Origin of the sequence: Draconibacterium halophilum, assembly GCF_010448835.1 — a bacterium.
In the GTDB taxonomy this organism is placed as follows: Bacteria; Bacteroidota; Bacteroidia; order Bacteroidales; family Prolixibacteraceae; genus Draconibacterium; species Draconibacterium halophilum.
The window spans coordinates 3,319,721-3,340,154 of the sequence record NZ_CP048409.1 but is presented as its reverse complement, the minus strand read 5'-3'; the positions used below and the strand labels follow the sequence as shown (position 1 = coordinate 3,340,154).

12 protein-coding genes are annotated in these 20,434 nt (G+C 41.4%); 4 read left to right on the top strand and 8 right to left on the bottom strand.

The genetic code is table 11. The annotated features are described in order from the left end of the window. Positions 1-29 precede the first annotated feature (29 nt). Positions 30-488, top strand: a complete 459-nt coding sequence (locus G0Q07_RS13410; RefSeq protein ID WP_163346852.1) for a magnesium-dependent phosphatase-1 — start codon at positions 30-32, stop codon at positions 486-488. Positions 489-1,187: 699 nt separating this feature from the next. Here G0Q07_RS13410 and G0Q07_RS13405 read toward each other — a convergent pair. Both G0Q07_RS13405 and G0Q07_RS13400 read right to left on the bottom strand, forming a co-directional pair. Continuing rightward, positions 1,188-2,912 carry a M14 family metallopeptidase gene (locus tag G0Q07_RS13405; protein WP_163346850.1) on the bottom strand — a complete coding sequence of 575 codons (1,725 nt, stop codon included), beginning with the start codon at positions 2,910-2,912 and terminating at the stop codon, positions 1,188-1,190. A 2-nt stretch (positions 2,913-2,914) separates the two neighbouring features. After that, positions 2,915-4,762, bottom strand: a complete 1,848-nt coding sequence (locus G0Q07_RS13400) for a M14 family metallopeptidase (RefSeq protein WP_163346848.1) — start codon at positions 4,760-4,762, stop codon at positions 2,915-2,917. A 307-nt stretch (positions 4,763-5,069) separates the two neighbouring features. Between G0Q07_RS13400 and G0Q07_RS13395 the strand changes: the two genes are divergently transcribed. From G0Q07_RS13395 to G0Q07_RS13385, 3 genes are all read left to right on the top strand, one after another. Further along, on the top strand, positions 5,070-7,796 hold the full coding sequence (locus G0Q07_RS13395; RefSeq protein WP_163346846.1) for a glycoside hydrolase family 78 protein: 2,727 nt from the start codon (positions 5,070-5,072) through the stop codon (positions 7,794-7,796). A 437-nt stretch (positions 7,797-8,233) separates the two neighbouring features. Then, on the top strand, positions 8,234-8,554 hold the full coding sequence (locus G0Q07_RS13390; RefSeq protein WP_163346836.1) for a hypothetical protein: 321 nt from the start codon (positions 8,234-8,236) through the stop codon (positions 8,552-8,554). Positions 8,555-8,635: 81 nt separating this feature from the next. Next, the gene (locus G0Q07_RS13385; RefSeq protein WP_163346833.1) at positions 8,636-9,892 is read left to right on the top strand and encodes a hypothetical protein; all 1,257 of its coding nucleotides are present in this window, start codon (positions 8,636-8,638) and stop codon (positions 9,890-9,892) included. Between the two features lie 412 nt (positions 9,893-10,304). On the opposite strand, the gene G0Q07_RS13380 is transcribed toward G0Q07_RS13385, so the two are convergent. The 6 genes from G0Q07_RS13380 to G0Q07_RS13355 form a co-directional block, all read right to left on the bottom strand. Then, a complete protein-coding gene (locus G0Q07_RS13380) occupies positions 10,305-10,880 on the bottom strand; it encodes a YdeI/OmpD-associated family protein (protein ID WP_163346831.1) in 576 nt (191 codons plus the stop codon). Positions 10,881-10,914: 34 nt separating this feature from the next. Next, a complete protein-coding gene (locus G0Q07_RS13375; protein WP_163346829.1) occupies positions 10,915-13,869 on the bottom strand; it encodes a glycosyl hydrolase family 28-related protein in 2,955 nt (984 codons plus the stop codon). Positions 13,870-14,252: 383 nt separating this feature from the next. Beyond that, the gene (locus G0Q07_RS13370) at positions 14,253-16,277 is read right to left on the bottom strand and encodes an LTA synthase family protein (RefSeq protein WP_163346827.1); all 2,025 of its coding nucleotides are present in this window, start codon (positions 16,275-16,277) and stop codon (positions 14,253-14,255) included. Between the two features lie 10 nt (positions 16,278-16,287). Continuing rightward, entirely contained in the window at positions 16,288-17,526 is a 1,239-nt protein-coding gene (locus tag G0Q07_RS13365) for a YaiO family outer membrane beta-barrel protein (RefSeq protein WP_163346824.1), read from the bottom strand. Positions 17,527-17,532: 6 nt separating this feature from the next. Further along, positions 17,533-18,957: a glycosyltransferase family 2 protein gene (locus G0Q07_RS13360; protein WP_163346822.1), complete on the bottom strand. Its 1,425-nt coding sequence runs from the start codon at positions 18,955-18,957 to the stop codon at positions 17,533-17,535. Between the two features lie 3 nt (positions 18,958-18,960). Continuing rightward, positions 18,961-20,418: a hypothetical protein gene (locus G0Q07_RS13355; RefSeq protein ID WP_163346819.1), complete on the bottom strand. Its 1,458-nt coding sequence runs from the start codon at positions 20,416-20,418 to the stop codon at positions 18,961-18,963. Positions 20,419-20,434 lie beyond the last annotated feature (16 nt).

The following is a 20,434-nucleotide window of genomic DNA, read 5'->3' as shown; positions in this document are numbered from 1 at the left end:
ATCTCAATACTTTCTCTATTTTCGCCCCCATGAAGTTATTCGTTTTTGATTTGGATTTTACTCTTTGGGATGCCGGAGGAACCTGGTGCGATGCCACCAATCCGCCTTATTACTGGAGCAACGGAGCCTTACTTGATCAGTCGAACAGCGAAATAGAATTATATCCTGATGTGATTCCTTTATTGGAGGAACTCAAAAGGAACAACCAGAAAATCGCTGCAGCCTCACGAACTTTTGAACCCGGGTGGGCGCAGGATTTACTTCACCTTTTTGATATTGACAAGTATTTCGATCTGAAAGAAATATACCCAAGCAGTAAAATTCAGCATTTTTCAAAAATCAAAAAACATTTTGGCCTCAACTACGGAGATATGGTTTTCTTTGACGATGAACACCGGAACATTCACGAAGTTGTGGAACTGGGCGTTGAAGCTGTTTGGGTTGACGACGGACTTCGGAAAGAGCAGGTGTTTCGGTATTTGAAATAATATGATCAGGAATTACACCTTTGGAGGTAAGTGTTTTAAACCCGTAAATATCAGTTTAATCTTGTGTTGTTTCAGCAGAAAAATAACTGCAGTTTTATCAAATGCACATATATTTGTACTATACAAACTCAATAGATAGTTTAGTTAGAATTTATACAAACCCTGTTATATTGTGATAAAACAAAAATCCTGGAATGGACGCCGGGATTTTTTTTGTTTGAAGTTGCCAGACTTCTTTTTAATGTAAGTTGTACCTCGAACAGGCTGAACCGATTCACGGAAGTGTATACCTTTTTATCGCCTTGGTTTCAGCTACAAATTAATCCGTGTGATTTCAGTGTATATCCGACCCCTGATAGTGCAAGTAATTGGTAATATCCTTAATTAAATCAATCACATAATATTTCAACCAGTTAGGGCATCAGTATTTCGGCAGTCAGATTTCAGCATTTTGACTATCTGTTTTAAGTATCTCATCCGGTATATATTGTTTTTACATAACTATGTTTGTACCATACAAACCCCGCTAGAAATAGAGGAGTTGAATTAATAAAAATTCATTTAGTTGTTAATAAACTGGATAAAAAATCCCGGAGTGGACGCCGGGATTTTTTTATTAGTTCAGGTGACTAAAATTCTGTAAAAAAAAAAGAGTGCTCACGGACGCGAGCACTCTTTTAATATCATCAAATCTCTTCTTTACAAAGTAACCGAAGTACTTGTATTTCCTGCCTTTTGTGAGATGTATTCTAACTTTACATCTCCTTTACCTTGAACAATAAATTCGTATTCGGCTGTTCCATGACCCGGTATAGCAAAAAACTGAACTTCAGGTTTGTGGTCTTTGTAAGCTACCTGATCAAGACGGTAATCATTAATTTTTCCACCGGCAATAACTTTGGCGCCCGAAACTTTCAGGTGGTCGATGGTATACAATTTATCTTTAACAGCTTGCGCAGTCATAGTTGATAGACCGTTTTTATTTTTTAAGCGAACCCGAATTCGTTTCAGGTTGTTACCAATCTCTTTTACTTCAAAAACTTCCATTTCCACTTTTGGCGTTTCGTTAGCAGCCAACAAAACTACTGAAGCGTTGCGGTGAACCAAATCGGGTAACATAAATGGATGCGGCAAACGAGAGCTCATTTTTACCCAACCACCGATTTCAATTTCGCCGTAAACGGGGTGGTCGTAGCTTTTCCATTCCTTGTACAATTCGCCCTGTGCCACATTATCGTTAAATTTCAATTGTTCGCGGTTACGTTCGGTACGACTGCTATTTGTGCTTGCAGCAGGTTTGTCGCTTTTTTCTTTATAAGTTTCCTGTTCGCGCATAAAAAGTTCCCCCACAAAAGTATACGAACCATGCACATAGAACATTTGTCCGTCGGAGTCGCCGTAAGTGGGGTAAAGCTCGTACGATGCCATATAAACATAACCAGGAGTAATCTTTATCGCTTCTTTACCAATAACATCGTAAGCAGCAATATCCGAAGCGGGAACGGATGTCTTATCATCAGCAGGAACACGCAGCCACATACCGCCTGTGTTATGGAATGAAAAGTTAACGATAATGTTCGGATGTTTGGCTGCAAACTCATCAACAGCTTTTATTCCAACGCCGGAAAACGGAAAGTTGCCGGCTCCTCGCTGAACGTATGGAGGCTGCCAGTGGTAACCCCAGTTCCGGTTGGGATCGAGATAACCTTCAGCATCTTCATTAAATCTTCCGTCGCCATCGTTATCAATGCCTTCCGAGCCCAAAATGGTGTATTCACCTTTCTCCCCGGGTTTTACACGAACCATAATTCGTGGATCTTCCGGATCGGGTTTATAATTTCCGTTCGGATCTTTTATACGCATCTGGCAAATGCTGCCGTCGCCATCCAGATCATCAGGGGCATCTTCATCGAATAAACCATCGCCATCATCATCCTTCGGTACACGTATACTTCGGCTAGAACTTGGCGTATGTGCATCTTTAAAAAAGTGGTTACGACCATCAACATTCACTACAGGAATAATGTAGTGCACATTGCTGTCAACCGCTTTTGTTACCTGTTCGTTTTCGCCATATTTGGTCAACAACATATTGGCGTAATACAGGCACACTTCGCCGGCCTGAATTTCGTTGCCGTGAATATTCCCGTCAAGCCAAACACCCGGTTTATCGTGTTCTGCACCGGTTTTTTTGTTGTTGATCGTAAGCGCGTAGATCTTTAATCCTTCTTCACTTTCTCCAATTGATTCAAGACTGGTCAATTCAGGATAGGCCTGGTTTAGTACTTCAAGCGCTTCAACCACTTCTTCGTAATCGTAATAACGGTCGAAACGGAGCGGTACTTCTATCTTTGGTTCGTCGGCGGCAAATACAGTAACAGCCAACGAGAATATTGCTAATAATGAAAATATCTTGCGTATCATGATTAACCTCCAATTTTAATTTGTTCAACTACATCGGTAAAAACGGCCGATTCAATGCCGGCAGTAATACTTTTGTTTTTACTTGCTTTCAGCAGCCAGGTATATTTTTTTACCTGGTTGGCACCAATTGCTCCAAGCGGTGTGCGCAGTTTTCCTTCCAATAATTCCATATCGCCATCGAGCGTAAGAATTACAGGAGCGGGCTGACCATTTCGCTGTCCCATAGAAATGGGGTAGGGAAGTGCGCCGTAGTTGGCCACATACAATTCCAGTTTATAAATACCTCCACCCATGTCGGTCATTTTTTTGTCGGCAATCGCAAACTCCGGAAGTTCTGTCGACAATTTAAGCAACCAAGGCAACTGAGTTGCTGCTAACGATTCAATTTTTTCTGCTTTTGGAGTCGTCTCAAGGTAGGGAGCATAGCCTCCAACTTCAACTTCATCAAAGTCGGGATGATCCACTTTAGTCCACGCTACAAATCCTGCTCCATCCAGTTCATTGTCTGAATAGGCCAGCAGTGCTTTGTCTTTTTCGCTTAATTCATCTTTCTCCTCCGGCTTTTCTTCTTTCTTTTTCTTGTCATCAGAGTCGTCGTTATCATCATCCTTTTTCTCTTCTTTTACTTTCGGAACAGAGAATAATCGCATACTAAATGATGGTACTCCCAGATGATAATAAGCCCACAATTCAAACGAACCATTTTGGGCCGGAGTTGGGTCAAGCGTTTCGGTGCTGAAATCTTTTGCTTTCAAATATTTTTTATAGTCGGCAGCATATTTTTTGTAAAAAACAAGATCGTCTTCCAAAGGATTTAATGCCGGTCCCAGGCTAAGATAACCTGCAACCAGCGCTGAAGTTACTTCAGTCCCCTCAGGAACAACCGTTTTAAACAGTTCTATTGCTTCGTCCATGGTGTAGGTTTTGCTGGCATCGGCGTTAAGCATGCTGGCATAGCGTCGTGGTATTTTAATCCGCTCCAGGTTGGCATCGCCTTTCCGCCCTCCTTTTGGCGGTACCAGGCAGAAGTTTGAGGAACCCAGTGTATAGACCATCGAAATTTCGGGGTGATCGTAAATAAAACGCATTATTCCATATACCTCAGGTGTTTGTCCGGCAAATAAACCGGCCTCCTTATTTTCGTATGGGAAAAGGTGTGGGAAAGCAATACCAACATTAATTCCGCCGGTAGCATCTTCATTGTATTTCCCGTCTTTGTCGTTGTCAAATCCTTCAGTAAGTACTTTGTATTCGCCTCTTTCTCCTTTTTGTTTGTCGGCTTTTTTCATCAGCCTGGCATCCTTATCCGATACGATATACTTGCCTTCAATGCTTTTAATCCGCATTTTGGTGATCAGTCCGTCGTCGTTGAGGTCGTCGGGACCATCTTCGCCTACTGCCTCGTCGCCATCGTTGTTTACCTTAAAAAGGTTGGTAGTCTTTCCGGTTTTTAATTCCGAGAAATAATCGGCAGCAGCATCAGGATTTGGCTGCGGCATGATATACCATTTTACATCTTTGGTGTAAGCGGTTGAATCGAGCAATAGTTGCGCCAGGTACAAGGCTCCTTCCGATGCCAGTGGTACATTGCCTTCAAAATTGGCACCTACAAAAATTGCCGGAACGTCTTTTAAATTGGCACCGATTTCCAGTACTGTAACAGGTTCGCCTCCCGGACTTTCGGCAATGGTGTGTAATTTGGCATTTTCCGAAGAAAATTCTTTTAATAGTTGCTGAATTTCCTGGTTGGTGTGGTACTTTCCAAACCCGGTGTCAGACTGCGCTTTAATGCCGGAGCTTATAAAAACAAGCATTCCGGAAAAGCACAAATAGAGTAGTTTTTTGACCATAATAAATGTGTTTTTCTTTAAATGTATTATGTAGTAAAAATTCTAATTTGTTCTTTGATTTTTGTTTTTCCCAGATTATTAGAAATCTGTTCTGAATCTTTGGTGAAAATTACACTTTTTTATTAAAAAAGTTCTGTTTCCTTGACAAAATCTGGTATTGTTATTCGTTTGGGTGACAAGTGTCACAGAAGAACCCTGCTAACATTCGGACAGAAATCATAAAAACAGTTGAAGTTGGTATTGTTATTCCTGTTCAATAAACATAACTTTACAAGCATTACTTTTCTAAACCAATAAATCAAATAAAATGAAGCAATTAGTTTCTTTACTCCATTCACTAATTTTTGTTTTTACCTTTTCGGCATTCTCTTTTGGGGTTTTGGCCCAAACAGAAGTTAGCAAACTTGTTTGCGAATACCATACAAATCCGTTGGGTATTGATGTGTTGAAACCGCGTTTAAGCTGGCAGCTTGTTTCCGATGCACAAAATGTTAAACAATCGGCTTACGAAATCAGAGTGGCCGAATCAGCATCGGATTTATCGAAAAAAGGGGAGCAAATCTGGAATTCGGGGAAGGTCGAATCCGATCAGTCGGTGAATGTGATTTATGGAGGACCAGCACCTGAATCGATGCAGCGCTTTTACTGGCAGGTTCGGATATGGGATAATAATGGAAAAGCCAGCAAGTGGAGTAATCCTACTTACTGGGAAATGGGGATTTTGGAGCCCGAACAATGGAACGCTTCGTGGATTACCTTGTCTAACGAACCGGAGACAGAAGACTCGAAACCGGCGCAGTATTACCGCAGTGAATTTTCGACCTCAAAAAATATAAAGTCGGCACGGGTTTATGTCACTTCGCATGGGCTTTATGAACTTTTTCTGAATGGTGAAAAGGTGGGAGACCAGTTATTTACTCCGGGCTGGACGAGTTATAATAAACGTTTGCAATACCAGACCTACGATGTAACCAATATGTTGCAGAATGAGAATGCAGTTGGTGTTGTTTTGGGCGATGGCTGGTACCGCGGAAATATTGGTTGGGTAAGTGCCAATGGTTACTATGGAGATACACTGGCGCTTTTATTTCAGCTAAAAATTGATTATACCGACGGAAGCAACGAGTGGATTGTAAGCGATAAGAATTGGAAGGTAAGTAACGGCCCGATTCGGAAATCTGATATCTACAATGGCGAAACTTACGATGCCCGTTTGGAATTGGATGGATGGACCGAAACCGGATATACAGAGACTGGTTGGAAAAGTGTGAAGGAAATTGATGAGCCGAAAGATTTGTTAGTGGCTCCTCAAGGCGTTCCGGTAAAGGCTGTTGAAGAACTAAAACCAATTGCATTTATTACTACTCCAAAAGGAGAAATAGTTTACGACATGGGCCAGAATATGGTGGGCTGGGTGCGTATTAAAATGAAAGGTAAAGCGGGGCAAAAAGTACAGCTGAAATTTGCAGAAGTACTGGATAAAGAGGGTAATTTCTATACCGCCAACTTGCGGGGTGCTGAATGTACCGATACCTATATTTTTGCTGAAGATGGTGAAATTACTTATGAGCCGACTTTTACTTTCCACGGATTTCGCTATTTGCAATTAATTGGTTTTGATGAAATACCATCAAAGGAAGACATTACAGGTGTAGTGATATATTCGGATATGGAGCCAACCGGCACATTTGCCTGTAACGATGAAATGATCAATCAGCTTCAGCACAATATTCAGTGGGGACAAAAAGGCAATTTTCTGGATGTGCCGACTGACTGTCCGCAGCGCGACGAGCGTTTGGGATGGACCGGCGATGCACAGGTGTTTAGTATGACTGCCGGGTACAATTTTGACGTGGCTGCTTTCTACACAAAATGGATGAAAGATGTAGCTGCCGATCAGCTGGACAATGGTGTTGTACCACACGTTATTCCCGATGTACTAAACGGTCAGGGCGGCGCTACCGGATGGGCCGATGCGGTGGCGATTATTCCATGGTCGGTGTACAAAATTTATGACGACACACGTATTCTGGAAGAAAACTACCCGGCCATTACCAAGTGGGTAGGTTATATGAACGAACGCGCTGGCGATGATTTCCTGTGGACAGGAGATACGCATTTTGGCGACTGGCTGGCCTATGCCACCACACAATCCGATTATCCCGGGGCTACCACCGAAAAAGACCTGCTGGCAACGGCTTACTTTTATTATACCACCACTTTGACCGCTAAAATTGCAGCGATTATTGGCAAACCACAAGATGCTAAAAAGTACAATCAACTGGCGACAAACATAAAGGAAGCTTTTAACAATGAATTTGTAACACCTAACGGCCGCCTGGTTTCGCATACCCAAACGGCTTATGTTATTGCACTTGCATTCGGGATTTTACCGGAAAGCATGGTTGATGAAGCGGCTGATTACCTGGCAAAAGATGTGGAGAAATTCAAACACCTGACAACCGGATTTTTGGGAACGCCAATTTTGTGCCCGACGCTTTCGGCAATTGGCCGCGATGATCTGGCATTTATGCTGCTGAACCGTACAGAATACCCATCGTGGTTGTACCCCGTTACACAGGGCGCCACTACTATTTGGGAGCGTTGGGACGGACAAAAGCCCGATGGATCGTTTCAGGATGTAGGGATGAACAGCTTTAACCATTATGCTTATGGTGCCATTGGCGAGTGGTTATACAGCCACGTGGCCGGTATTCAGGTAGATGAAAACAATCCAGGGTATAAGAAATTCTTGCTGGCACCAAACCCGGGTGGTGGTTTAAGCCATGTAAAAGCAACTTTCGATTCGATGTATGGAAAGATCGTTTCCGACTGGGAAATCAGCAATGGTGAAATGAATTACAGCGTTGTTGTTCCTGCAAATACTTTTGCAGAGATTGTACTGCCAAAAGCGAAGGTAGCAGAAATAACTATGACCGATGATTTAAAATCGGCGGCCAAACAAACCGGAACGAAAGTAACCGTTTCAGTAGGGTCAGGGACTTACTCGTTTGGTTATCCAATAGCGGATTAGTCCTAAGTATTTTTGACTTTTTGCACCGTGGTTTCAGCCCGGTGACCAGAAATAGCACAGATAAAAAGGCTTTAGCCATTAATCTTATTGATTTAACGCTAAAGCCTTTTATATTTTCTCACTTATTACCGCCCTGAAGGACGGTGCAAAACCGGGAGCGAGCATCGTGTATTACTGCAAGAATAGTCTCTTGATTCAATTATACATACCTCCCAAAAAAGTTGTTATTGAACATATGCCTTGACATTCTGAACATAAAGCTGTAATTTGTAGACGAAATACCTGAGAGCACCATTTATTCAATAAAATTGTAAGATAGCCCGGCCAAGCTCAATGTGTTTCCATAATAGACAATAAAAACCACCTGCGCCATGGTAAGCAATACAGGTGGCAGTATTAATAACACAAATTATTAACAGTCTAAATTTAGAAAAATTATGACAACACTAAATGAAAAAGAAAAACGTGATTTTGCTACGCAGGTAGCGGTGATTACTGAACAAAATGCACAACCGCTTATCGATGCCGGTTTCGATCCTGCTAAACGCGTAGGTGGTTTACGCACTAAAATTACTAGTGCCGAAGATGCTGAGGGCAGGCAAAAAGAAGCACAGGCAGCTGCTCTCGATGCCACAAAAGCTTCAAACGCCGCATTAAAAGAAATGTACGACGATGCATCGGCCTTTGTTAGCCTCATAGAAGGTTTGCTCGGAAAAGACAACAGCCTGGTGCGTAAACTAAAACAATTGCGAAAATAGATTAATTGACTCGTATTTGTAAAACAAGCTGAAACCGTGTTGTGTTTGGCAGCACGGTTTCCTTTCCATAGATCACTCCATATGGCCCGCAAAAAGAATAATCGAAAGAAAAAACCTGCCCATCAAACAAACGGTGGTTATAAGAATTACATTCGGGATGTTATCGAAGCAGCTAAAATTCTTGGATTAAGAACCGACGCACGTGTTCTTTCCAATACCAATAAACACCGCTTATATGAGGGACGTTTACGAATCTCGAATCCTGAAGTAGTTGATGGTTATGTCTCTGGTGCTGAGTTAAAAAGAATTACACAAAAAGTAAAGGAATATTACCGTGTACGAAATATTGAGATTAAAGAGAATACTATAGTATCAGCCTACCAGTGTTCTTTACTTCAGGATTATACCAGAGCACTGCAAAAGGCTCTGGCTGATTCATTCGAGGATAAGAATGATCCTGATATTGAGATGTTAAAGTCGGCTCAATCCCGCTTTTTCAACTTAGCGTATAGTTACATAATCACTCATTTTTATAAAATCATTACGCAGTTAAGTAATCCTGAGTACAAGTACTTTGGTTTGAATATGCGGAGTCTTGCTTTATATAAAGATAATCCGTCTTTTGGCATTGTTCCTGAAATATATGGTATACCTGCCGAAGTAAAAAAGTTTACCATCAATAACCAGGTAAGGCCTGCTTTTCGGCTTGGTAAACCAAATGCAGAAAAGCCTTATTTTTTGTGGATTAAGGTAGAGAAAAATGTTTTTGGTGAAAATTACAATGGAACAAAAAACGAACTCGATGTTTATATCCAATCGCACGCTATAAAACGTTTATGTCAGCGGCTCGATTTGTTGAAGCGACCTGCAATCAATTACATATTATGGCAGAATACCAACACCATAAGCGAGTTAACGATACATCGTGGAAATTTGCTGCTGCCGGTAAAAATTTACGACATTAAAATTGGCTATCTCGTGGCCGATGTGGTCGACGATGTGCTCTTGTTTAAAACCTTTCTGTTTATCACTCATAATTGTACACCTGAAGGCGATACTTTACGCAGTATCTCGGGTCTTGGCAAGGAGGATATCAGCTATTGGAAGATCGACCGCCTGAGTACTTTTGTAAGCCTCGACACTACTAAATACCTTGCCCTTACTAAATTGTTTAAGCATTCTGGCCTATCCGATATCTTTCAGTTAAAAGATAAGGATTTTGATGTGGAGCTTATGCAGGAAGCCAATCTCGATGGACTGATACACTATCTCGAGCGCGGAAAGAATGCAGCCAAAGTGCAAAAGCAGGAATTTGAAGCCCTGTTGCAAAACGCTTAAACGCCAGCCCTGATTTTAAACACAATAATCAGGGATAGCAACACTATATCCAAGGCGGGCAAACCCGTAGCCCTGTTTTTTGCCCCGAAAACCAGGGATATGTAATACATATCTTAAGATATAGCCTCAAAAAACAAGGATATGAACACAATATCCCAAGCTGGCAACACCATATCCAGGGCTATCGACACTATATCCCGGGATATTGTCTTAAAAAGTGGGCTGGCGACATTCTATTTTTGGATATCGTCATCACATCTTAAGCTATTTCGACTGTAGCTACTGATTCTATTGGGGTTTTGGGGTTATAGGGGTTTGGGATTGGATAGTTGGAGTAAGGGGTTGGTATGGTTTGGCTATGCGAAGTATCCCGATGGGCATTGTATAGGTTTTGTAGTGCCCCGTTTTTATTCTATCTAAATTGTTTTGGTTTCATATTTTTACTCGCATTTTCTACGATTTCTAAAATCCTCTTTCGTCTTGTTTCCTTTCTTTTGGCAGAAACAATCCAGTGCAATAAAATCTTTTTAACCGACTTGCTTCGGCTTTCAAAATATTCCATTGAGCCTTTGTAATTCGTAAATTCTGCTTTTAAATCCTCAGGAATTACAAGTGCCTCAACTTCATCTAAAATTGTCCAGGAACCATTCTCTTTCGCAATTTCAATGCTTTTGTATCCTTCTTCTTCCATCAATCCCTGGTCAATTAAGATCGTTACTTTTTCCTTGTTGATCTTAGACCAATTGCTTTTTGCTTTTCGTTTACAGAAGTACTGTTTGTATTTCCTATTGTCTATTGTCCTTTTTGTGCTATCGATCCAACCAAAACATAGCGCTTCATCTACTGACTCACTCCAGCTTAGATTATAGTTAGGAGAATTTTTCCGATAAAAAATGAGCCAGACTCCCTCTTTTTTGTTGTGGTTCAATTCAAGCCAATTTCTCCAGTCTTTTTTGTCTTCAGGACAATAGTCTTCTGCATTTTTCATTCTTGATAGTTGGCTAGTTTAATGGTTTAAATTTTTACAATTTGATCCTGTAAAATGCGGTGCTTGTGGTTACGAATAGCTCATCTTTATTCTTACCTCCCCAGGTCATTGAATGTACACGTTCATCCAGACTGATTCGTTTAATTTCATTTCCGTCATTATTAAAAACTAATATTTCCCCTTCGGCTAAATACAAATTACCTCGGCTGTCGACCACATTGCTGTACTCACCTCTTTTTACAAATTCGCTCCTATTTGTGAGCATACCCTTGTCATCTACCTGAAAACGGTAAGTGATTTTAGGATCTTCATGAGTTACATAAACAGCTTCGATTTGCTTTGGCGAAACTGCCATAAGCTGCACCGAGCGACCAAGATCAAAAGTGTTGGGAATAATAGTAACACCATCGGGTGCAACAAAGCTTGTTTCGGCCATGCCTGTGGCTACCTCCTTAAAATTTTCTCTCCACCGGTGGGTAGGGTGGATTACACGTTCTACATTTTTCACCTGATTTGTTTTTACAAGTTGTAGTGGCTGCATGTCATCCACATGGTCAGGATTTATGGCATAGGCCAGACTTGCCCAGCCTCCATTGCCCCAACCACTGTAATAGGGATTATTGTCGGGCAGCGTCTCTATTGTTTTTGGCTGATTATCATCAACAAATCCTGGTTGAGGATTGTAACGGCAGATTACAATCAAATTATCCTCGGTGTCAACGGCCAGCGAAAAAGGCTTGTAAGGGTAATCAGCATAGATTGATATTGTGTTGGTTTCAGCCGACCAACGGTATACACGCTTCTGCTGGTTTTCGCAGAAGTATACATTTCCCTTACTGTCAGAAACAGCCCCGGTAGCAAACTCATAGCCAAAGCCTAATTTCTCGGCTATACTATTGGGGTTTTCATTTCTGTTCTGTTTTTCCTTTCCGCTTATGGTCACCCGTGCAAAATCTCCCGGATATACAATCAGGTTTTTGTCCATATCGAAAATCGTACGTTCCGGTAGATGCAAAACCTGCGTCCAGCTGCGCATATTACGAAAATCAATATGCTGGCTGTTGGATACTTTCACTCCCCACGGCCGGGGCGTATTCACACGAATGGTGCGGTACATCCAGAAATTAGCGAACATCAGGTCATTGCAGTTCGCGAAATTAAGCGTTTGGGCGTTTTTACCCTCCCTGCCTTCTTCCTCAAACTGAAAAGCATAGAAATCCCAGTTGGCAACATTATTAAAGCGAGCCTCTTGTCGCACATGATGTTCCAACGACATGGCATAAATTTTTCCCGGGGTAGCGGTATTGCTGATGTATAAACCTGCACTAGCATAAGTGTTAGCCGTCCATATATCTTTGAGTGTTCCCCCGCCATTGTTGGTCACCCAGAGGCTCCAGTACTGATTGTCCCAGGCCAGATCCATTCCCTGCGAATAAACCGGCTCCGACGGGCTGCTGATATTTTGGTCTCGTCTTCTATCGTGGGAAGGCTGTCCTGGTTTTGCCATGGTGCCATGTCCTCCTACAAATTTCACATCGTTGATCATGGAATGCTCACTGGCCATCCACTTGAGTCCAACTGCACGGTTATTATAGCCGCCGGTTTTTATTCCAATTCCATTGATAATATCGTCTCCTCTTTCTGATGACTCCAGCACAGGAACGGGTGATCCAAACCCGCTAAAATTGGCCTCACTTTCAGCAAGCACTAATTGAGTGGCAAAAGGGTGCAGACCAATTAATGCATTTCCTTTATTCAATTTAAGTGGCTCAGTAACCCGATACCAACCTGATGGCAGATAAACATTTTTGTGTTTGGCAATCGCTTCTTTTATGGCCTGTGTATCATCTGTTTTGCCATCGCCCACAGCTCCAAAATCTTTGACATTAACCCATGTATCCATTGGAGGCAGATCCGGTATAAGCTTATCCAACTTTTCGGGCACAAGGTCAAGGACTTCCATATCGATGACCGTTTTATATTCGGAATCATCAGACATATCATCCATGACCAAACCATATACAAAATTGTTGATCAGGTATTTATTCCCTTTTCCAACAATACTTGTTTCACTGGGAGAGAAGTACACAGCAATATCTACATTGTTACACGCAATATTCAGCAGGTTTATCTGGTTGTTGGTTTCGTTTTCAACCCCAATAACTACTCCTTTCTTTACCTTTTCAAAAAGGCAGTCTTCCATAAATAATCTATCCGAAACACCTTGTTGAAGCTCAACAGCTACAGGTGCATCCTTCACATGCATGGATACAATGGTCATCCCGGTATTTCGGCTTATTATGGCAGCACTTCGCTGACCTTCAAAATACAGATCAATCATCATCATGGGCCAACCCGGAGATGTTCTGGCCGTGGAAATCCCATATTCACCGCCGTAGAATTTCAGATCTTCGATTTCATTTCCAAGATCATAAATTCCGGCATAACCATCGCCTGTATAAAAGTTGCAGTGGCTTACAAAACTGTGTTGTGCAAAATGGGTGCGAAGCGCTATCGCTTTTGGATTCCCTTTTTCAATCCGGAAATTGATATTTGAGATGGCACTATAAAATGTCCCTGCACCGGCATCCCTTGGCTGCCGGCCTTCCTCAACCAAATTGTCGGTGAACCAGAACATGTAGTTATTTTCATCCTGATAAGCTGGTGTGTTTTTACCTAAAATAAATTCCGGACGATTTTTTCCATATCCAATTAGGCGTATTGCTTTTGGAACATAAATGGTTTTACTAATCAAATATTTTCCTTCAGGAATGAATAAAATGCCAAAATTCTTTTCCTTTTTAAGCTTATTTATAGCCTTTTGAAGCGCATCAGAAACATCGTGTTTTCCATCCGACGCTATGTCATAGTTTTCAGAAGTGAAATAAAGGGCTTCCGGGTCATCAGGCATCTGTGTGTAAACAGATTGAGCTTTTAAGGTTAATGGGAAATAAAGAAGGACTGTAAGGAATAGTAGGATCAGTTTCATATTAACTAGTTTTGGTATTTATTGTGCTAAATTCACATAAAGAAAACCATGTTTTTCAACTTTTCTAAATTTTTGATTTGATATTTCCGACAACGGTCACTTGCAAGTTGTCGTTGCCGATTTCGAAGAGCGTCCATATCCGCCAACCGACTGATTTAACTGTGATGCGAGAGCTGAACTTAATCGCGAAGTTGAATGGATTTAAAACTATGTATTTTCAATGCATCGTGTTTTATTTTACTTCAGAACCTATGAATAAACTTTGCATATGTTTCCCTCATGAGCGAAAATGGCTTCAACCAAAGGGGCAGAGTTAACCATTTCGTGGTCAAATTATATAAAAAATTTATTTGGGTAGTCACTTGTCGCGGTTTCAGCCTGATTTATTGCCCGCGATAAGTATACACTTTCAGCGAGTCGGGAATAAGTTTATTGTTTTTAATAGCATGATTATTCTTTAACAGGAAATTGTTGAGTTTAGTTTCAAGTTCTTTTTCCCGGTCAGGCTCATCAACTGTTTCAATGTTCATGTTCTCGTAAACCTGGTAAATTACTTTGTTGGCCAACATCCGTTCTCCATCGATAAAATCGAGGATTTCGTTTTTGTTTCGCATCAGGGGATAAGCATTCGCAACCCTGAAATCTTCTGTGTCGTCGAGGCCATGTCCGATCCAGGCTGCTGCTTTCGGACGCGAAATTATACTATCGGCATCCAGCATGGCAAGTAACGAAGGCGTAATGTCAAAATGCGTGACGACCGATGAGAATTTAGCTGGCTTTTTTATCATTGGTGAATAAATTACCAGCGGCACATGAAACCTGTCGAGCTGCGTACTTATCGGAACTTCCGGCATACGATGGTCGCCCGTAATAACAAAAATGGTGTTGTTAAACGAAGGTAGTTTCCTGAATTCGCTAAAGAAATACCTGAGGGCATCATCAAAATAAAGAACCGTTGAAAACTGTTGCTGATAATTCCGATTGAAGTTTTTTGTTTTCTCCGAAAGTTCTAATTCTTCCAATCGCTCGTTAAATTTCGAAATGTAATATTCCTGGTTGGCAACCACAAAAGGGCTGTGTATTGCCAACGTAAGGATAATATCCATTCGCGGACTTGCTGTATCGGCTTTTATTTCATCGATATAACGTCTGAAAATTTCATTATCGCCAAATCCCCATGAGAAACCGCTGGTAGCAGAGGGCGGCATTTTTTTATAGCCTGTGCCAAAATTGGTATTGTCGATAATTTTATCAATCCCTTGCCGTTTCAGAAAAATATCCATATTGTCGAAATGCGCTTCACCGCCGTAGATAAACGAACTGGTGTAGTTGGCCTGGGTTTTTAAAATGCTGATCAGGCTTAAATGATCGGGCATATCTTCGCCAAGTTCTGTAAAACCGCGGTCGCCAAACGGAACCGATGCCAGGGTTGACGGAAGCACCTCGAAGGTTCGGCCAGAAGTACTTAAGTTGTTTTCCCAGTATAAACTCTTATCCATCAGCGAATCCAGAAAGGGCGTAAAACTGCCCAGGTAAGCGCTTTCACCACTGTAGGCCCGACCAAGACTTTCAACAATAATAAAAACAATGTTCGGCTTGGTTTCCAGTGGTTCAAAGTATTTACCCAAAACATCGGGTGTTGTTTCGTTGTGGAGGAAAGGGTAATCTTCATCGAGGTAAGTAAAAGAACCATCGGCAGTGGCCACTTTAGTTTTAAAAGTGTAGGTTTGATTGTCTAACTGCTCGTTAAAAACATAACGCTTAAGTACACTTTCGCTAAAAAAGTTGAGTTTATTGGTGGCTGCATAAAGCGAAAATTCGTTCTCAAAATCAGAAGGTTGAGGTTTTAAAAACCCGAGCGGAGCCAATGAGGTAAACATTACTGCCGAAATAATAAGGAGCGTCCACGGTTTTAGCTTGTAGTAAACGTGTTTGATAAAAACCCGCACAATGTAAACCAAAAAGAGGGCCATAAAAATAAAAGGCCACACATTCATCTCGCCCGAACTTTGTACGGTTTGGTTGATTTCTTCGATGGAATAGGCAAACAAATCGGCGCCCAGCGGAACACCTGCGGTTGAGAAGTATTTGAGCAGCAGCATATCGCCCAACACCAGAAATACCGAAGCGGAAATAAAAAATACACGCGCGGCTTTTTGGCTGAACAAACCCAGCAGTAAAAATGGAATCATCAACACTGCAGAAACCCTTAGGTACAGAATGATGTCGTATTTTATTCCGAGAAGCAACGAGCTAAAACTACCCGGCGGATAACTGTAGTAATTGGAGGTGATAACCATCTCGTATAAACGCACAAACAGAATAATTCCGGCCAGAATAAAACTCAGGCTGATAAAACGCCTTAATGTGCGCACAAGCAAACCTAATGTATCGGTAATTTTCCCCATTTATTCTCTATTAAAACAACCTCGAAAATCCTATATCGAATGAATAGTAGCCCGAATAATTGCCGGGCTCCAGTTGTTCGCTACCTATATTAAAACCGGCACTTACAATCCATAATTTTTTAATTAGCCGGTTGTATTCCACTCTTGCCGACCTGGTTTTTAAAGTCAGGTTCTTTTCCGTATCTATTGGTCTTCTGTTGTCGTCGGGCGAAACACCATAGCTTAGTTTAAGTCCCAAATAATTTTCGGCATCGGCGAAATAGCGGCGAACCGACAACGCGCCTGACACCGATGTTCCGTCAGAATCGGGGGTGACGTACGATCGCAGCGAGATCCAATAATTCCCTACATATTTTCCAAGAGTAGCGGTATAAATGTCAACCCCCGAAGAGCTGAAATCGAGGTAGCGCATTCCTAGCGAACCTTCCCAGGCTTTTGGAAAGTTGTGGTACAGCTCAAAACCAAAACGGTTTCCCGGGAAAAGTGAATACGACGAGAATCCGTAATTCACGTAGGCATAATTGTTTTCGCTGATCTTCGGGTAGGCATCCATTTCAAGCTGCAGCCCGTTTGAATCGAAACGATTGGCATAATTCAAACGTGCAATAACCGATCCCAGTTTGGTTTTTCGCCCATACGACAGGGCGAGAAAATGCCAGGGATCGCGGTTAAAATCGCTGTTAAAATGATCGTAGGTGTATACCAGCCTGATTTTGTTTTTCATCAAGTCAAGCCTGTAATCTTTTAACTTGAGCAGGAATTCTGGTTCGCCCGGGTTTTCATGTAGGTAGTTTTCCAACACGTTAACTGCTTCTTCGTATTGCTCATTGCTGTAAAGTATCCTTGCTTTTTTCAGGGTAAACTTCGGCGATTCAGGTTCCAGCTTTAAGGCTGCGTTGCAATATTCAATGGCTTTAGCATTGTTATCAGCCCAAAACTCAACATCCGAAAGCGCATCATAGGCTTCCATGTTTTCGGGGCGCTGTATTAAAACGTCCTGCAATACCACCCTTGCCGAATCGTACATTCCATCCCAGGCATAAGTACGGCCCATCAACAAAGCTACATCCGAATTAAAACTTTCGGAAAGAATCTGACGGCAAATGCTGCGGGCTTTTTCCCGTTCGCCGTTAAAGGCATAATTTCGGGCCTCATCAAAGGTTTGAGCCTGCAGAATACCCGATGTTCCTGTAACCAGTAAAATAAAAAGTACACTTACTATTTGGATATATAATCGATTCTTCTTCACAGTATTTTATTTTTTTTGTTTCGAAATGTCAAAGCCGGCGCGCGTCATTTTACCCCACGATTTTTTCTTTTTAATAAAATAGTCGTAGTTCCCCCGGAGTCCCCAATACACAATTAAAGGATGGTAAATAAACGGCTCGAGCCAGGTTGTCATTAGTAACTTTATTATCATTCGTTTTTTCTTGTAGCGGTTGTAAGAAAGATGGTCGAAAAGGATGGCATAGGTCGAAATCATAATTGCAAAAAAGAATATAAAACCAAACATCACGTAAAAAAACGACCAGTCGGCGAGCCCAAGCAAGGCTATGGTAATAAAATAGGCTATGCCTAAAAACTCAACAATCGGGGCTAGCCATTCGAAAAACACCCAGTAGGGGTGCGAAACCATTCCCATAAAACCATATTTCGGATTCATAAAAATATCGCGGTGCAGCATGATGGTATCAATTGTGCCGCGTGTCCACCGGTTTCGCTGCGATCCGAGTACTTTTAGAGTTGAAGGTGCTTCGGTCCAGCACAAGGGGTCGGAAATATAAACCACCTTGTATTTTATCCCCTGATTGGCCATGTATTTACGCATGCGTACTACCAACTCCATATCTTCGCCAACGGTTTTGGTGTAGTAGCCGCCGCAGTTTATAACCACCTCCTTGTCGAAAAGACCCAGTGCCCCCGATATCAGCAATAAACCATCGAGGCGGCTCCAGGCCAGTCTTCCCATCAGAAACGATCGGCTGTATTCGATGACCTGAAAACGCGGAATAAGTTTGCTTGGAACATTTACTTCCACCAAGTGCCCGTTTTCAATTACACACGAATTGGCAATTTGAATTACACCACCCGCGGCAATTACCTTTTTATCGCTTGCTTCAAGGAAAGGTTTTATCAGCTTTTTCAGCGCGTGCGGATCGATAATGGAATCCACATCAATTGAAATAAAATAATCGCCTTTGGCAATGTTAATTCCTGCGTTTAGTGCATCGGCTTTTCCTCCGTTGCGTTTATCAACCACGGTAAGGTTAGAGTAAGCCTTTGCCCGTGATTTATACACGCCAAGAATCTCCTGGCACTGAATCTGATAATCAATCGCAAACGGTACTTTCTCGAGATCGAATGCAGCAATTGTTTTCTCCAGCGAATCGTCTTTGCTGCCGTCGTTAATAACAATTATCTCGAAATTCTGGTAATACAGCCCAAGCAGCGCTTTAATGTTGTCGACAATGGTAAGTGATTCGTTGTATGCCGGTGCCAAAAGCGAAATTTTGGGAGCAAAGGGAGAAGACAGAAGCGCATCGAAGTTGGTTGTTTTGGCTTCGCGAACATTTCGTGTCAATTCTCTGGCCGAAACAACGGCAAGCCAAAAATAAAAACTGAAAATACCAATGGTATAAATCAGAAATAGCGATTCTATTATTGTTCTTACAATTCCCATAAACTAATTTCGCGGATCCTTTACATGAGCTATTAAAAGTTCAAGTTCCGGTATTTCTTTTTTTGTATGCTTACTAATTTTGTCTCTGCTTTCCTCGCTCATGTAATACACCGAGCGACATGCTTCCAGTTTTAACGATGTTGAACCGGTTTTCATCACCTCCTCAAGAAAAGTAAAATCATCCAGGTCTCCAATATTTTTAAATGCTTTCAGAATTTCGAGTTTGTTCCTTTTTGTTTCGCCATCAAATTTATTTTTTATCAATTCGCGGCTGTCGTATAAGCGAAGGTCGTTAATGGCTTGGTAGGCCAGAAAACGGGTCTCTTCCATTTTGCTATCCACCATTTTTATTACTTCCGAAACATCTTCAAGCTGCTGAAAAAAGGTAATCATCTTTAGGCTGAAATTCCGGATATTGTAGTGTTTAAAAGATAGAAAACGGGCAAACGCGGGTACCGGTATTTGGTTGAGCCGAATGAGGTAAAACACCGACAATTGCGCCCATTTGGCAAATGGTTGTTTTAAGTTATCAAAAAAGCTAAACGGATTTTCAGCGTTTAGCGTAACATATGCAATTTGCGCTTCTGTGCGAACATAATCGTTCGGGTCATTAGTTAAGGCACGAATCATTCCTTTTGCCCCCTGCGGATAAAGGTGTGTGAGCTCCATAATCCCCATAACCTTTTTATGGCTGTGTCGCGATTTGGCCAGCTTAAGCGAATCTTTTTGCAGGTTTAATTTCAAATATATTTCAGGAATAAATCGTTCAAGTTCGCCTTTAAAGTTGACTTTGTAATTCATAAGAACCGAGATTAGAATTCGGCGGTTTGGTTTATTCTTAATTTTTTTGAGTTTAATCAGTGCTTTTTCCCAGTCGATGTTTCCGAAAATGTAATCCATAATTACCTCTTCGTACATCTTCCCATAAATCCGTTTGAACTTTTCTTTTTGATTTTTTCTTTTGATGGTAAAATTTAAAGTTAGCAGCACAATTGCAATGTTGCTGATAAAGAATAAAATCAGTGCAGCTAAAAGCAGCAAAATGGAATAATCAAAAACTTTTTCGATTACTTCGAGGTAAACCTTTCTGGCTTTCCACGGCAAATGTTGTTCGCCGTATTCAATCAGTTTGGTTTTTAATTGCTCAATTTTTTTATTTGAAACAAAAATACTGAGTACCGAATAATCAGGATGCTTCTGTTTTTCTGAAGAATCAATTTTTTTTATGGGAATGGTATCAGCAGATTTTAATTCCTGATTTTCAGCCGTTGCTTCCTGAGTAATAGCAATAACAGCATTTTCATCCTCCGGACTTTCAACGGTATCGGGTTGTTGAATTGAAACGCCGGCTTGTACAATTAACAAGTGCTTCGCCTGAACGACTTGAGGAACGGCAACGAAACATAAAAAAGCAAAACAATTTACAATCAACAGATTAATCGCAAAGCTGATATGTCGCATTGATTATGAGTTTCTA

What these genes read in the sequence shown, in the direction of transcription:
- G0Q07_RS13410 (WP_163346852.1), top strand. Translation starts at nt 30, where the DNA reads ATGAAGTTATTCGTTTTTGATTTGGATTTTACTCTTTGGGATGCCGGA.
- G0Q07_RS13405 (WP_163346850.1), bottom strand. Translation starts at nt 2,912, where the DNA reads ATGATACGCAAGATATTTTCATTATTAGCAATATTCTCGTTGGCTGTT.
- G0Q07_RS13400 (WP_163346848.1), bottom strand. Translation starts at nt 4,762, where the DNA reads ATGGTCAAAAAACTACTCTATTTGTGCTTTTCCGGAATGCTTGTTTTT.
- G0Q07_RS13395 (WP_163346846.1), top strand. Translation starts at nt 5,070, where the DNA reads ATGAAGCAATTAGTTTCTTTACTCCATTCACTAATTTTTGTTTTTACC.
- G0Q07_RS13390 (WP_163346836.1), top strand. Translation starts at nt 8,234, where the DNA reads ATGACAACACTAAATGAAAAAGAAAAACGTGATTTTGCTACGCAGGTA.
- G0Q07_RS13385 (WP_163346833.1), top strand. Translation starts at nt 8,636, where the DNA reads ATGGCCCGCAAAAAGAATAATCGAAAGAAAAAACCTGCCCATCAAACA.
- G0Q07_RS13380 (WP_163346831.1), bottom strand. Translation starts at nt 10,880, where the DNA reads ATGAAAAATGCAGAAGACTATTGTCCTGAAGACAAAAAAGACTGGAGA.
- G0Q07_RS13375 (WP_163346829.1), bottom strand. Translation starts at nt 13,869, where the DNA reads ATGAAACTGATCCTACTATTCCTTACAGTCCTTCTTTATTTCCCATTA.
- G0Q07_RS13370 (WP_163346827.1), bottom strand. Translation starts at nt 16,277, where the DNA reads ATGGGGAAAATTACCGATACATTAGGTTTGCTTGTGCGCACATTAAGG.
- G0Q07_RS13360 (WP_163346822.1), bottom strand. Translation starts at nt 18,957, where the DNA reads ATGGGAATTGTAAGAACAATAATAGAATCGCTATTTCTGATTTATACC.
- G0Q07_RS13355 (WP_163346819.1), bottom strand. Translation starts at nt 20,418, where the DNA reads ATGCGACATATCAGCTTTGCGATTAATCTGTTGATTGTAAATTGTTTT.